14 protein-coding genes are annotated in these 14127 nt (G+C 37.1%); 4 read left to right on the top strand and 10 right to left on the bottom strand.

Annotated features, from left to right (window positions below; genetic code table 11):
- Positions 1 to 41: 41 nt before the first annotated feature.
- From recQ to tig, 4 genes are all read right to left on the bottom strand, one after another.
- Positions 42 to 2222 (bottom strand): DNA helicase RecQ, encoded by a 2181-nt coding sequence (gene recQ / locus D0T60_RS04765; RefSeq protein ID WP_163217011.1) that lies wholly within the window; start codon positions 2220 to 2222, stop codon positions 42 to 44.
- A gap of 153 nt (positions 2223 to 2375) precedes the next feature.
- Positions 2376 to 3635, bottom strand: coding sequence for an ATP-dependent Clp protease ATP-binding subunit ClpX (gene clpX, locus D0T60_RS04760; protein WP_163217010.1), 1260 nt, complete (start codon positions 3633 to 3635; stop codon positions 2376 to 2378).
- Positions 3636 to 3640: 5 nt separating this feature from the next.
- Entirely contained in the window at positions 3641 to 4306 is a 666-nt protein-coding gene (gene clpP / locus D0T60_RS04755) for an ATP-dependent Clp endopeptidase proteolytic subunit ClpP (protein ID WP_163217009.1), read from the bottom strand.
- 183 nt (positions 4307 to 4489) lie between these two features.
- Positions 4490 to 5845 carry a trigger factor gene (gene tig / locus D0T60_RS04750; protein ID WP_163217008.1) on the bottom strand — a complete coding sequence of 452 codons (1356 nt, stop codon included), beginning with the start codon at positions 5843 to 5845 and terminating at the stop codon, positions 4490 to 4492.
- 491 nt (positions 5846 to 6336) lie between these two features.
- On the opposite strand from tig, the gene D0T60_RS04745 reads away from it, so the two are divergent.
- Positions 6337 to 6582, top strand: coding sequence for an RNA-binding protein (locus tag D0T60_RS04745; RefSeq protein ID WP_163217007.1), 246 nt, complete (start codon positions 6337 to 6339; stop codon positions 6580 to 6582).
- Positions 6583 to 6721: 139 nt separating this feature from the next.
- Complete coding sequence (locus tag D0T60_RS04740; protein ID WP_370524381.1) at positions 6722 to 7075, top strand: DUF2809 domain-containing protein; 354 nt, start codon at positions 6722 to 6724, stop codon at positions 7073 to 7075.
- Between the two features lie 14 nt (positions 7076 to 7089).
- On the opposite strand, the gene lptB is transcribed toward D0T60_RS04740, so the two are convergent.
- On the bottom strand, positions 7090 to 7857 hold the full coding sequence (gene lptB, locus D0T60_RS04735; RefSeq protein ID WP_163217005.1) for an LPS export ABC transporter ATP-binding protein: 768 nt from the start codon (positions 7855 to 7857) through the stop codon (positions 7090 to 7092).
- 175 nt (positions 7858 to 8032) lie between these two features.
- On the opposite strand from lptB, the gene D0T60_RS04730 reads away from it, so the two are divergent.
- Together D0T60_RS04730 and D0T60_RS04725 are read left to right on the top strand one after the other, a co-directional pair.
- Complete coding sequence (locus tag D0T60_RS04730; protein WP_163217004.1) at positions 8033 to 8776, top strand: ABC transporter permease; 744 nt, start codon at positions 8033 to 8035, stop codon at positions 8774 to 8776.
- Complete coding sequence (locus tag D0T60_RS04725) at positions 8773 to 9549, top strand: ABC transporter ATP-binding protein (protein ID WP_163217003.1); 777 nt, start codon at positions 8773 to 8775, stop codon at positions 9547 to 9549. The genes D0T60_RS04730 and D0T60_RS04725 overlap by 4 nt, the downstream gene beginning before the upstream one ends.
- Before the next feature lie 68 nt (positions 9550 to 9617).
- On the opposite strand, the gene der is transcribed toward D0T60_RS04725, so the two are convergent.
- The 5 genes from der to D0T60_RS04700 form a co-directional block, all read right to left on the bottom strand.
- Complete coding sequence (gene der, locus D0T60_RS04720; protein WP_163217002.1) at positions 9618 to 10931, bottom strand: ribosome biogenesis GTPase Der; 1314 nt, start codon at positions 10929 to 10931, stop codon at positions 9618 to 9620.
- A 49-nt stretch (positions 10932 to 10980) separates the two neighbouring features.
- A complete protein-coding gene (gene era / locus D0T60_RS04715) occupies positions 10981 to 11862 on the bottom strand; it encodes a GTPase Era (RefSeq protein WP_163217001.1) in 882 nt (293 codons plus the stop codon).
- A 76-nt stretch (positions 11863 to 11938) separates the two neighbouring features.
- Positions 11939 to 12946: a beta-ketoacyl-ACP synthase III gene (locus D0T60_RS04710; RefSeq protein ID WP_163217000.1), complete on the bottom strand. Its 1008-nt coding sequence runs from the start codon at positions 12944 to 12946 to the stop codon at positions 11939 to 11941.
- Positions 12947 to 13029: 83 nt separating this feature from the next.
- Positions 13030 to 13215 carry a 50S ribosomal protein L32 gene (rpmF, locus tag D0T60_RS04705; protein WP_002562387.1) on the bottom strand — a complete coding sequence of 62 codons (186 nt, stop codon included), beginning with the start codon at positions 13213 to 13215 and terminating at the stop codon, positions 13030 to 13032.
- An 11-nt stretch (positions 13216 to 13226) separates the two neighbouring features.
- Positions 13227 to 13817, bottom strand: coding sequence for a DUF177 domain-containing protein (locus tag D0T60_RS04700; protein WP_163216999.1), 591 nt, complete (start codon positions 13815 to 13817; stop codon positions 13227 to 13229).
- Between the last annotated feature and the right edge of the window lie 310 nt (positions 13818 to 14127).

The following is a 14127-nucleotide window of genomic DNA, read 5'->3' as shown; positions in this document are numbered from 1 at the left end:
TCTTAAAATTTATTGCGTGCAAATATACGGTTTTTATTCCATTAGTTAGCCATCTCAGAGATAAATTTAATACGTATTAAACGTATTTCATCCTCTGTAAAGTCTTCGCCCAATTCGTCCAGCGCATCTTCTACGCTGTCAGTAGTAGATTCCTTAAAATAATCATAGATATCGAGCAAGTGATCTTCGTCCATGATTTCGTTCAAGAAGTAATCAATATTCAATTTTGTACCTGAATAAACGATTGCTTCAATCTCATCCAACAGTTCACTAAATTCAATTCCTTTAGAAAGAGCAATATCATCTAAAGCAACTTTACGATCAATAGACTGAATGATCGACACTTTCAATTTCGATTTATTGGCAACAGTGCGCACTCTTAAATCTTCCGGACGGTCGATTTCATTTTCTTCGCAATGCTTCTTAATCAGCACACAAAAATCTGCTCCATACCTCTTTGCCTTCCCTGCTCCTACACCCGGAATGTTTTGCAATTCATCCAATGTAACCGGATAAATAGTAGCCATTGCTTCCAATGATGGATCCTGGAAAATAACATAAGGAGGTACACCCAATTTTTTAGATAGTTTTTTCCGTAAATCCTTCAACATAGAATAAAGTCCGGGATCTACAGCGCAAGAACCTCCTCCTCTGGCCGGTGCTTCTTCTTCTACTTCTTCAAATTCATTGTCTTCTGTTATTTTAAAAGACTGGGGCTTCTTCAAGAATTTACGTGCGGCATCTGTCACTTTTAATGTTCCGTAGTTTTCTACGTCTTTACTCAAATAACCGCCAATCAATGCCTGACGAATCACCGCATTCCATACTTTTTCATCTTCGCCCATACCGGAGCCAAACACTTCCAAATCTTCATGAAGGTGTGCTTGCACTTCGGATGTTTCTTTTCCTAACAGAACATCAATAATATAGTCTGATTTAAAATTTTCTTTTACCGCCATGACTACTTCAATCACAGCACACAATAAGTCTTTAGCCTCCACTTGCTTTTTAGGATTTAAACAGTTGTCACAATTTCCACAATTCTCTTCTACATACTCCTCACCAAAGTAATGCAGTAATGACCTCCGACGACAAACGGATGACTCCGCATAAGCTGCCGTCTCAATCAGTAGTTGTTTACCGATTTCTTGTTCAGCCACCGGTTTTCCTTGCATAAACTTTTCCAGTTTCTGCAAGTCTTTGTTTGTATAGAAAGTAATGCATTTGCCTTCTCCACCATCCCGGCCGGCACGCCCGGTTTCCTGATAGTAGCCTTCCAGGCTTTTAGGAATATCATAATGGATCACATATCGAACATCCGGCTTATCAATACCCATTCCAAAAGCAATAGTTGCAACAATTACATCTATTTTTTCCATCAGGAAATCGTCCTGATTCTGGGTTCTGGTAGCCGAGTCCATCCCGGCATGATAGGCACGGGCATTGATATTATTGGCCTGAAGAACCTCCGCAAGTTCTTCTACTTTCTTACGGCTTAAACAATAAATAATACCTGATTTCTCTGTATTATTGCGAATATACTTAATAATGTCTTTATCTATATTATTAGTTTTTGAACGTACTTCATAATATAGATTTGCTCTATTAAACGAAGACTTGAAGACTTCAGACTCTACCATTCCCAAGCTCTTCTGTATGTCATGCTGCACTTTAGGAGTAGCAGTAGCCGTTAGAGCTATCACAGGAGCTTTTCCTATTTCATTGATAATCGGCCTGATTCGTCGATATTCTGGTCGGAAGTCATGCCCCCATTCCGAAATACAATGTGCTTCATCTACCGCATAAAAAGAGATCTTTATGTCTCTCAAAAAATCAACGTTCTCTTCTTTAGTCAAAGACTCGGGAGCAACATACAAAAGTTTAGTTTTTCCTCGAACGATATCTGCTTTTACCTGTTCAATGGCACCTTTATTCAACGAAGAATTAAGGAAATGTGCAATTCCGTCATCTTCGCTAAAATTACGCATCGCATCCACCTGATTTTTCATCAATGCAATGAGAGGTGAAATCACAATAGCGGTACCTTCCATTAATAATGACGGTAATTGATAGCATAAAGATTTTCCGCCTCCTGTAGGCATCAGAACAAAGGTATCATTACCTTCCAGCAAATTTTGGATAATTGCCTCCTGATTTCCTTTGAATTTGTCAAATCCGAAAAACTTCTTTAGTTGACTCGTTAAATTAGTCTTTTCCGACATTGCTTTAAGTGCTTTATTCAGTTCAAATATAATACTTGTACTCCGGGAAGAGTTCAAACAAAGTTAGAAACAACTTCTAAAATTCCAAGTAAAATACTATGAATATTTTTTAGAAAAGCATCAATATTAGTTCTGATATAGGATTTTACTACTTTATGCTGTTTGCAAACGAGCCAAATTAGCTTTTTCTACCTGCTCTTTTGCGAATGATAACGTCACATTATACTTTTTCTTATTCTGAGATGGAATATCAAACATTACATCCATCATGATTGTCTCTACAATAGAGCGCAAACCACGGGCACCCAGTTTATACTCTACAGCTTTGTCGACAATGTAGTCCAATACTTCTTTATCAAAGCTTAACTTCACTCCATCCATCTCCAACAATTTTATATATTGTTTGATGATAGAGTTTTTAGGTTCTGTGAGTATTGCACAAAGCGCATCTCTATCTAAAGGATTCAAATAAGTAAGTATAGGCAAACGCCCAATGATCTCCGGAATTAAACCAAATGATTTTAAATCCTGAGGAGCAATATACTGCAACATATTATCCTTATCCAACGACAGTGTTTTCTGAGCGGTATTGTATCCAACTACATGTGTATTTAACCGCTGAGCGATTTTCTTCTCAATACCATCAAAAGCACCACCGCAAATAAACAATATATTTTTAGTATTTACTGCTATCATTTTTTGTTCCGGATGCTTACGCCCTCCCTGTGGGGGTACGTTCACAATAGAACCTTCAAGCAATTTCAAGAGTCCTTGCTGAACTCCTTCTCCACTTACATCACGAGTAATGGAAGGATTATCTCCTTTACGAGCTATTTTATCTATTTCATCAATAAATACAATTCCTTGCTCAGCTTCTGCTACATTATAATCTGCTACTTGCAACAAACGCGTTAAAAGACTTTCAATATCTTCTCCCACATACCCAGCTTCGGTAAGTACTGTTGCGTCTACAATAGTAAAGGGAACTTTCAGTAATTTAGCTATGGTTCTTGCTAATAACGTTTTTCCTGTACCAGTACTACCTACCATGATGATATTTGATTTTTCAATCTCTACATCATCTTGGGTACTTTTTTGCAGCAAACGTTTGTAGTGGTTATAAACCGAAACTGAAAGAAAACGCTTAGCATCATCTTGACCAATCACATATTGATCGAGAAACTGTTTTATTTCTAAGGGCTTAGGGAGCTCTTCTATGTTAAGACGATTAAATGCAGTAGTCGAATTGGCCCCACTACTTGTTGCTTCTTTTACTATTTCATAAGCCTGGGTTGAACAGCTATCACAAATATAGCCATCCATCCCAGTTATAAGGAAACCAACTTCGTTTTCAGGACGTCCACAGAAGCTGCATCTATTTTTTGTTTTTTTCCTTGTTTTTGAATCTTCCATTAACCTTAAGGTTTACGTACTAATACTTGATCAATCATACCATACTCTTTCGCTTCATCGGCATTCATCCAATAGTCACGATCCGAATCCGCCCATACTTTATCAAAGTCGGTCTTTGAATGATCGGCGATAATGGTATACAATTCTTTTTTAAGTTTTTGTATTTCGCGGGCAGTAATTTCTATATCAGATGCTTGTCCCTGCGCACCTCCCATGGGTTGGTGTATCATTACACGAGAATGTTTCAATGCAGAGCGCTTACCTTCTTGTCCGGCAACAAGCAAAACTGCTGCCATAGAAGCCGCCATACCTGTACAAATGGTAGACACATCACTTCCGATGAACTGCATGGTGTCATAAATACCTAATCCGGCATACACAGAACCACCGGGAGAGTTTATATAAATTGAAATATCTTTTCCTTGATCAGCCGAATCCAGATACAACAATTGAGCTTGCAAAGTATTAGCTGTATAGTCATCTATTTGAGTTCCCAGGAAAATGATACGATCCATCATTAAGCGAGAAAAAACATCCAATTGAGTTACATTCAGTTGTCTTTCTTCCAGGATGTAAGGGTTTAAATAAGATGCTTGTGATTTAATCACTTCATCTAAAGCCAGACCATTCATTCCCAGATGCTTGGTTGCATATTTTCTAAAATCATTCATGTCTATTACTTTTTAAGTTAATATAATATGAAGAGGAGGCTTTCGACCTTCTTTCATTGAGTATAGCAAAATTACGAAAAATAAATGTCATAATTACACATTTAGTTTTACGTATAATCTCAAATAGTGATCCAAAGCCTCCCCTTTTAGGAAGTTTTAGCAGAAACTACCCCATATTGGCAGTTACTCAAATAATTTCTGGAATTCATCCAAAGAAACTGTCTTTTTTGTCAGTTTTACTTTTTCCTTCAAAGTATTAGCTAATTTAGATTCAACCACGCGGCTTACAAGTCCATCCACAGTTTCTTTCTTCTTCAGCATTTCTTTTGAGTAGTTTTCTAAAATATCATCAGGAATACTTGTCATTCCATATTGAGCAAACTGAGCTCTGGTAGCCTCTTTTGCCATGGTAAGAACATCTTCTTGTTCTACTTTAATATCGTATTCTTTAACGAGTTTTTCTTTGATAAGATGCCATGTCAGTTCCTCAAGGCTCTTTTCGTAGTTTTCGTTTACAAATTCTTCGCCTTTATCACTGTTGTTCATCAACATGATACGTTTCAACAAAGCATCCGAGAATTCCAATTTACCAATTTTGCCCATCAACATTTTGCGGGCATCAAGCAAGAATTTATAATCACTGTCTGCTGCATATTGAGAAGCTACGATTTCCTTCATCTTTGCACGGAATTCTTCTTCTGTTTTCACCACGCCTTCACCCAAAGCCAGGTCGAACAGTTCTTGATTCAATTCTGCTTCAACAAAACGAGTAATCTCTTCTACCTGATAGCTAAAATTAGATTTTTGCTCGGCAACCGCATCTTTTTCAATGCGAAGAAGTGATGCTATTTCTGTTTCATTTCCGTCATAAGCTGTATAAGGGTTGAATACTAAAACATCATTTACTTTTGCATCTGCAAAAAGAGCTTTTTGATCATCGTTCTTCATGTAAGAAGGCATCAATACAGCACCCTCTATTTGAATACCACCTTCTTTGGTATTTCCTTTTTCATCAAGTTCGGCCAGCAAACCTTTCAACATATCTCCGTCTTTATAATCATTTACCTGATCATATTTACCGGCACGTTGGGTATAAGTCTTAATCTGGTTGTCAACCATTTCATCAGTTACATCAATCGTATAATAGTCTACTTTATCTTTAGCAGCTACTTCAACGGTAAATTCAGGAGCCAATGCTATATCAAACAGGAACTCAAACTCTTCCATTGTATCGAAATCAATCTTTTGTTGTTGTTCCTCGTTAGGCAATGGTTCGCCAAGCATATTTATTTCATTTGTTCTGATATAATCATACACACTATTAGAAAGCAACTTATTCACTTCTTCAGCAAGTACAGACTTTCCATACATTTTCTTTATTAAGCTCATAGGAACCATTCCTTTACGGAAGCCGGGGATTTGTGCTTTCTGGCGGAATGATTTTAAACTTTTTTCAACTGGTTCCTGATAATCGGATTTTTCTACCTTCACAGTTAACTGACCGTTAACCTTGTCAATGTTCTGAAATGAAACGTTCATTCTGACAATTATTTATTAATTATACTTCTATTTTTCTAACCTTAAATGAGGTGCAAAATTAGCGTTAATCTTTTAATTATCAAATAGCATTACTATTTATTTCATACAGATTAAAGGTCTGTTCAAATTTTCTCTCTTGCATTTTTCTGTTTCTTATATTTCACTTAAATTCTTCTATCAAAAAAAATGCCGGTTTCATTTGCTTTAAATACTACTGACAATTGAAGCAAATGCTACTGGCATTTAAAGCAAATGAAACCGGCAATTAAAATAGCTGATAGTAATGCAAAAAAATAATCGAAAAAGTTGCGTATTCAAATTTAATGCTTTCCTTTGTAGCCGAAAAATGGCATAATTAGTTTCATGATTTCTATTACAAGGCTTTACTTTCCGTTTTCAAACGCTTTTGTAAACTCTCTGTTGTTTTCATTCTTTTTTAGCTGTTTTTCAAAGAGAGTTTTTATATTTTTATTTATTTTATTATTTTCACTATGAACATTTATGTTGGAAACCTTAACTATCGTGTAAGGGAAGCAGATTTGCAACAAGTTATGGAAGATTATGGAACAGTATCTTCAGTTAAAGTAGTTATGGACCGTGAAACCGGACGTTCGAAAGGTTTTGGTTTCGTAGAAATGGACAATGACGAAGAAGGTGCAAAAGCTATCGCTGAATTGAATGGTGCCGAATTTGAAGGACGCACTATGGTAGTTAAAGAAGCCAGACCAAAATTCTAAAAATATATTTAGAATAGGAAATACAAAAGCCTTTTGCCACCATAAGCAAAAGGCTTTTGTATTTCCTATTCTCATTAAGAACGCTTTATTCTATAAAACAATGATTAATCACAAAAGAAGTAGAAACAATACTATATCTATCAATAATCGTTTATTTTATGCTTTGTGCTTCATCGCTCTGTTTGCTATAGAAGTTCTGATAGCCCTACATGTCAGAGATCAAATCATTCGCCCTTATGTTGGCGACATACTTGTAGTTGTTCTTGTTTATTGCTTTGCGCGTATCTTCATTAGCAAACCGCTACGCCTACTTCCTTTATGGGTATTCCTCTTTGCCTGTGGAGTGGAAGTTATGCAATATTTTCAGATAGCTACTTTACTTAACCTGCAAAACAATACCGTGGCAAGAATAGTAATCGGCTCTACATTCGATTGGAAAGATATTATGTGTTATACGGTTGGATGCCTTCCTTTGTTTCTTATAAGGAAGTAAACTCCAAGTTAAAATTACTCGTTATCGCTTAATTGGAAATCTTTACGGCGAAGCACAAAGCTATTACTCAGGTATTTTTCGCGCACGATCTTGTTCTCGGCCAACTCTTCGGGTGTACCTTGAAATAGGATTTTCCCTTCAAATAACAGGTATGCCCTGTCGGTAATACTGAGTGTTTCCTGTACATTATGGTCGGTAATCAGGATACCGATATTCTTATCTTTCAATTTCCACACGATTTGTTGGATATCTTCTACCGCAATGGGGTCTACCCCGGCAAAAGGCTCATCGAGCATAATAAACTTAGGGTCGATAGCCAAGCAACGTGCGATTTCAGTTCGGCGACGCTCTCCCCCCGACAATTGATTCCCTTTATTTTTACGCACTTTTTGCAATCGGAACTCAGCGATCAAGCTTTCCAGTTTATCTTTCTGATATTCTTTAGACTTATTGGTCATTTCAAGTACCGAAGCAATATTGTCTTCCACAGACATTTGGCGGAAAACAGAAGCCTCCTGAGCCAAGTAACCAATACCGGTTTGAGCGCGTTTGTAAACGGGATATTTGGTTATTTCCAAGTCATCCAGAAAGATACGTCCTTCATTGGGGGTAATAAGACCTACTGTCATATAGAAAGAAGTGGTTTTACCGGCACCATTCGGTCCCAGCAAGCCAACAATTTCACCCTGCTTCACATCAATAGAAACATGACTTACCACTGTTCTTTTACCATATTTTTTCACCAGGTCTTCTGTACGAAGCACCATCTTACTATCTTTCATGTCTATGCAATTTTACGACAAATGTAGTAAAAATCAGCTTAAATGATGTACATTTGCAAACAAATAGTTTAGTTATCAGTTACGAGTTACAAGTTACGAGTTACAAGAAGGTCTCGTTACTTTTATAACCAATCTCTCGTAACTTGTAACTCGTAACTTGTAACTCATAACTTTTATGTTCAAAGCGTTAAAAACTGTAGGCCGATACCTTATGCTTATGAAACGTACATTTGCACGCCCGGAAAGGGTGAAAATGTACGCAAAACAGTTGATAAAAGAGATTGATCAATTAGGGGTCAGCTCTATCGGAATTGTATTACTTATATCTTTTTTCATAGGGGCTGTTATTACCATACAAATCAAATTCAATATCGAAAGCCCTTGGATGCCACGATGGACTGTGGGCTATGTTACCCGCGAAATCATGTTGCTTGAGTTTTCATCATCCATCATGTGTTTGATACTTGCAGGAAAGGTTGGTTCGAATATAGCTTCCGAGTTAGGATCTATGCGTATTACCCAACAAATTGATGCCATGGAAATGATGGGGGTAAATTCAGCCTCCTTTCTTATTCTTCCTAAAATCGTAGCTCTGGTAACGGTAATTCCTATCCTTGTGACTTTCAGTATATTCGCTGGAATTATCGGTGCATTTGCCATTTGCTGGTTTGGAGATCTTATGATGGCTACAGATTTAGAATATGGGCTACAATACATGTTTGTGGACTGGTTTATCTGGGCTGGTATTATAAAATCTCTCTTCTTTGCTTTTATTATTGCAAGTGTTTCTTCTTTCTTTGGATACACTGTCGAAGGTGGTTCCATCGAAGTAGGGAAAGCATCTACAAACTCGGTTGTATCTTGTAGTGTTCTTATTCTATTTGCCGACCTGATATTAACCAAACTATTAACAGCATGATTGAGATAAAAAAACTACATAAGTCTTTTGGAGATAAAGAAGTACTAAAAGGCATAAACGGAGTATTTGAGAACGGAAAAACTAATCTTATCATCGGACAAAGTGGTTCCGGGAAAACCGTACTCATGAAGTGCATCGTAGGATTACTTGAACCGGAAAGTGGGGAATTACTATATGACAATCGTAACTTCCTAACCATGAGCAAAAAGGAAAAGAAAACACTCCGCAAAGAAATGGGAATGATCTTTCAAAACGCAGCCTTATTCGACTCAATGACTGTGTTTGAAAATGTTATGTTTCCATTAAATATGTTCAGCAGAGATTCTTATCAAAACCGGGTAAAACGAGCAATGCTTTGCCTGGACCGTGTGAATCTGACTGATGCCAAAGATAAATATCCCGGAGAAATCAGTGGAGGTATGCAGAAGCGTGTGGCTATTGCGCGTGCTATCGTGTTGAAGCCTCAATACTTATTCTGTGATGAACCCAACTCTGGATTAGACCCAAAAACTTCTCTTATTATTGATAAACTAATACAGGATATTACCAAAGAATACAATATGACTACCATCATGAATACTCATGATATGAATTCAGTGATGGGCATCGGAGAAAAGATTATCTTTATTTATGAGGGAAGGAAAGAATGGGAAGGCACTAAAGATGAGATATTCACTTCCAGTAATAAGCTCCTAAATAACTTCATCTTCGCATCCGATCTTTTCAGAAAGGTGAAAGAGGCAGAGACTCACCACAATATGGAAGAAGGATAAGAATTCATATTGAAACATGAATATTATAATAAGCCCTCGCTTCTTCCGGGAAACGAGGGCTTATTATTTTATTTCTGCCTGATATAAATATTAATTGGAGTACCTGTCAAATTCCATTTCTCACGCATTTTATTCTCTAAGAAGCGTCGATATGGCTCTTTTACATACTGCGGAAGATTAGCGAAATACACAAAAGAGGGAACTTGAGTATTGGGTAATTGGGTAACATATTTAATCTTAATATATTTACCTTTGTTGGAAGGAGGAGGATATGCCTCGATCAAAGGCAACATTTCTTCATTCAAACGTGCAGTCGGAATCTTAGTCATACGATTCTCATATACGTTTCTGGCTTCCTCCAATACTTTCAGGATCCTTTGTTTAGTAAGAGCAGATCCAAAGATAATCGGGAAATCTACAAATGGAGCAAAGCGGGTACGAATAGCATTTTCGAATTCTTTCTGCACCTTCACTGATTTATCTTCTACCAAATCCCATTTATTAATAACGACTACCAAACCTTTAGAATTCTTTTGTATCAAAGAAAAGATATTCAAGTCCTGACTTTCTACTCCACGAGTAGCATCAATCATTAGGACACAAACGTCTGCCCCTTCAATGGAGCGTATGGAGCGAATCACTGAATAGTATTCCAAATCTTCATTCACTTTTCCTTTCTTACGAATACCGGCAGTGTCTACCAGGTAGAAGTCGAATCCGAATTTATTGTAACGGGTATAGATTGAATCGCGTGTAGTACCTGCTATTTCTGTTACAATATTACGATCTTCGCCAATAAAAGCATTTACAAGAGAGGATTTTCCGGCATTGGGACGTCCTACTACTGCAAATCGTGGAATGTCTTCATCTAATATCTCCGAAGATTCTTTCTTAAAGTTATCGACTATGATATCCATTAAATCTCCAGTTCCACTACCTGTCATAGCAGATATACAGTAAGGATCTCCTAATCCGAGGCTATAAAATTCGGGAGCATTGTATTGCAAATCATGATTATCTGTTTTGTTTGCAACAACAATCACAGGGTTGTTTGCGCGACGAAGAATAGCGGCAACCTGCATATCCAGGTCTGTAACTCCATTCATAATATCTACTACAAACAATATTACATCTGCTTCATCCAATGCAATCAGTACTTGTTTACGGATTTCTTCTTCAAAAATATCATCCGAATTCACTACCCATCCGCCTGTATCTACCACTGAGAATTCACGACCTAACCACTCTGTTTTACCATATTGTCTGTCACGAGTAGTACCAGCTTCATCATTCACAATGGCCTGACGTGTTTTAGTCAGACGATTAAATAAGGTAGACTTACCAACATTGGGGCGCCCTACTATTGCGACTAAATTTCCCATACATTTTTCTTAATTAGCAACTATCACAGTTGTATGAATACTATTTTAATTAATCCGGCTGATAACCAAAATTACGCAGCTCTTTATCTGAGCTTCGCCAATCCTTATCAACCTTCACAAAGGTCTCCAAAAATATTGTTTTGCCAAAGAAGCGTTCCAAATCTTTGCGAGCTTCGGTAGCCACTTTCTTCAATGCTTTACCTTGCTTTCCAATGATTATTCCTTTCTGAGAATCGCGTTCCACATAAATAACTGCATTGATATGAATTTTCTTGCTTTCTTCTTTGAACTGCTCCACTACTACTTCAACGGAATATGGAATCTCTTTATCATAATAAAGCAATATTTTCTCACGAATAATCTCATTCACAAAGAAACGAGCAGGTTTATCTGTCCACTGATCTTTTCCGAAATAAGGAGGAGAATCCGGTAAAAGTTCTTTTACCCGCTTCATCACATAATCAACATTAAACTTTGAAGTAGCAGACATTGGAATAATTTCTGCTTGTGGTATAATTTCCTTCCATTCCTCCACGCGTTTAATCAACTCTTCCTGATTAGTTAAGTCTATTTTATTAATTAACAACAGAATCGGAATTGACTGTTTACGCACTCGCTCTACAAACTCACTGTTTTTATCTATTTTCTCAACCACATCTGTTACATAGAGCAATATATCTGCATCTTGCAAAGCTGAATTTGAGAAATTCAACATAGACTCTTGCAGTTTATAGGTAGGCTTCAAAACTCCCGGAGTATCAGAGAATACAATCTGCATATCATCAGTATTATAAATACCCATTATACGATGTCTGGTAGTCTGAGCTTTAAAGGTCGCAATAGAGACCTTCTCGCCTACCAATACATTCATCAAGGTAGATTTACCCACATTGGGGTTGCCTACAATATTCACAAAACCTGCTTTATGCATAATCTAATTCTTGTTTAGACAAAAAAACGCATCTAATTTTAAATAGGATGCGTTCTTTATATTATTCCGTCAACTATTAATCGTTTTTCTTTCCATCATAACCCCACTTTACATAAATGGCTCCCCAGGTAAACCCGGCACCAAAAGCTGTAAAGATTAAGTTATCACCTTTCTTGAGTTTTTCCTCAAAATCCCAAATACACAATGGCAACGTAGCAGCACTGGAGTTACCATAACGCTGTATATTAACCATAACCTTTTCCATTGGGAGTTCTAAACGTTGTGCCACTGCATCAATAATACGCATATTAGCCTGATGAGGAATCACCCAATCAATATTATCTTTATTCAAATGATTACGCTCAGCTATCGCTGCGCTCACATTTGACATGTTTGATACCGCATATTTAAAAACAGTTCTCCCTTCCTGATAAACATAATGCATGTGATTATCTACTGTAAAGTATGAAGGTGGACATACAGACCCTCCTGCTTTCATGTGCAAGAAAGGTAATCCTTTGCCGTCTGTTCTTAGGATGGCATCCATGACTCCAACATCTTCGGTAGTTGGTTCTATCATAAAAGCTGCTGCTCCATCTCCAAAGATAGGGCATGTAGCTCTATCTGAGTAATCTGTAATAGCAGACATTTTATCAGCTCCCACAATGATAAGCTTCTTATATCTTCCGGAACGAATAAAAGCCGCAGCTGTTTCCAAAAGGTATAAGAATCCGCTACATGCTGCTTGCATATCAAATGCAAATGCATTTTTCAGTCCTAATTTATCACATAAGATTGAAGCTGTAGAAGGGAAAATGTAATCTGGAGTACTAGTTGCAACAATGACTAAGTCAATGTCATCTGGGTTAGAGTTTGTTTTTTGCATCAGCTGCTTAGCAGCTTTTCTTGCCATGTAAGAAGTACCCAAACCTTCTTCATTTAATATCCGTCTTTCTTTAACACCGATACGGGTCATAATCCACTCGTCTGTAGTATCTACCATTCTGGATATCTCTTCGTTAGTCAAGACATAGTTTGGTACATATCCGCCTACACCAGTGATTACTGCATTTATCTTTTCCATCAATTCTATGTTAAATGACAAAAATGCTTATGTCAGATTATACCTTTAAATGGCTAACCTGACATAAGTAATCAACAGCATTATTATACTGCTGCTTCTTTTTCGATAGCGAGTTTACCTCTGTAGTAGCCGCAAGCGCCGCAAACAGTGTGATAAACGTGCCATTCACCACAGTTAGGACAAATAGCTAATGTAGGAGCTACTGCTTTATCGTGGGTTCTTCTCTTTGCAGTTCTTGTTTTTGACTGTCTTCTCTTAGGATGTGCCATTTTCTAAAACTTTAATTATTATCTAATATTTTCTTTAAATCATTCCAACGCGGATCAATCCGTGTCTCTGTATCTTCATTATTATCTTCAGTTAATTCCATAGATGATGCAAAATCTTCATCGTTATCATCTCCGACTTCATCTGAGTTTGTACGCAAATGCTTATTTAACTTCCCTGTCATTGTTTTGTTGCACTTACCAGGCCCATGTACATGTTTCATTGGAATAGCCAGAGAAACGAACTCATACATAAACCATGCAACGTTTATATCTCCCTCTTCTTCAGGAACGATAATTAAATTATCACCTTCCTCACCATAAGTAGCTCCAAATTTCACCATCAGTTTATCCGAGCTGATTATGGGAAGTTCCATTTCATCAAGACAACGATCGCAAGGCACCCAAACAACACCTTCTGTTTGAAAATTCAATTCAAATGCTCTTGAAGTCCTTTTTACGATTAAAGTTACTTGCACTTTACCCTTTTGTACTTCCGGACCATCTATATTAACGAAAAAGAGATTATCAAGCAAGAAATCATAGGTCATGGAATCCGCTTGCATTCCTTTTAAGTCTATTCTATATTTATCAAACTTTCCCAAAATTTCTTCTACTATTAATTGCTGTAAAACAAATCAATTACTCGCTTCACATCCCTTTGTTTCATCTTTAAGGATATAATTCGGGCGACAAAGATACGAATAATAATCTTCATTACACAGAAAACGCATGTAAATATGCAAATTAAAGCTTAATCTTTCATTTATAGGTGCTTATTTCTAACAATTTACTCTATCTCCAAAAACGGCTTATAACGCAAAAAGCCTTCCTATCATCTTTGATAAGAAGGCTCTTCATTAAAACGGCAACTACTTACTCTCCCACTGTTACGCAGTACCATCAGCGTGACGA

Origin of the sequence: Bacteroides sp. 224 (assembly GCF_010500995.1) — a bacterium.
In the GTDB taxonomy this organism is placed as follows: domain Bacteria; phylum Bacteroidota; class Bacteroidia; order Bacteroidales; family Bacteroidaceae; genus Bacteroides.
This window is presented reverse-complemented; position numbering and strand designations above follow the sequence as displayed.

What these genes read in the sequence shown, in the direction of transcription:
- recQ (WP_163217011.1), bottom strand. Translation starts at nt 2,222, where the DNA reads ATGTCGGAAAAGACTAATTTAACGAGTCAACTAAAGAAGTTTTTCGGA.
- clpX (WP_163217010.1), bottom strand. Translation starts at nt 3,635, where the DNA reads ATGGAAGATTCAAAAACAAGGAAAAAAACAAAAAATAGATGCAGCTTC.
- clpP (WP_163217009.1), bottom strand. Translation starts at nt 4,306, where the DNA reads ATGAATGATTTTAGAAAATATGCAACCAAGCATCTGGGAATGAATGGT.
- tig (WP_163217008.1), bottom strand. Translation starts at nt 5,845, where the DNA reads ATGAACGTTTCATTTCAGAACATTGACAAGGTTAACGGTCAGTTAACT.
- D0T60_RS04745 (WP_163217007.1), top strand. Translation starts at nt 6,337, where the DNA reads ATGAACATTTATGTTGGAAACCTTAACTATCGTGTAAGGGAAGCAGAT.
- lptB (WP_163217005.1), bottom strand. Translation starts at nt 7,857, where the DNA reads ATGAAAGATAGTAAGATGGTGCTTCGTACAGAAGACCTGGTGAAAAAA.
- D0T60_RS04730 (WP_163217004.1), top strand. Translation starts at nt 8,033, where the DNA reads ATGTTCAAAGCGTTAAAAACTGTAGGCCGATACCTTATGCTTATGAAA.
- D0T60_RS04725 (WP_163217003.1), top strand. Translation starts at nt 8,773, where the DNA reads ATGATTGAGATAAAAAAACTACATAAGTCTTTTGGAGATAAAGAAGTA.
- der (WP_163217002.1), bottom strand. Translation starts at nt 10,931, where the DNA reads ATGGGAAATTTAGTCGCAATAGTAGGGCGCCCCAATGTTGGTAAGTCT.
- era (WP_163217001.1), bottom strand. Translation starts at nt 11,862, where the DNA reads ATGCATAAAGCAGGTTTTGTGAATATTGTAGGCAACCCCAATGTGGGT.
- D0T60_RS04710 (WP_163217000.1), bottom strand. Translation starts at nt 12,946, where the DNA reads ATGGAAAAGATAAATGCAGTAATCACTGGTGTAGGCGGATATGTACCA.
- rpmF (WP_002562387.1), bottom strand. Translation starts at nt 13,215, where the DNA reads ATGGCACATCCTAAGAGAAGACAGTCAAAAACAAGAACTGCAAAGAGA.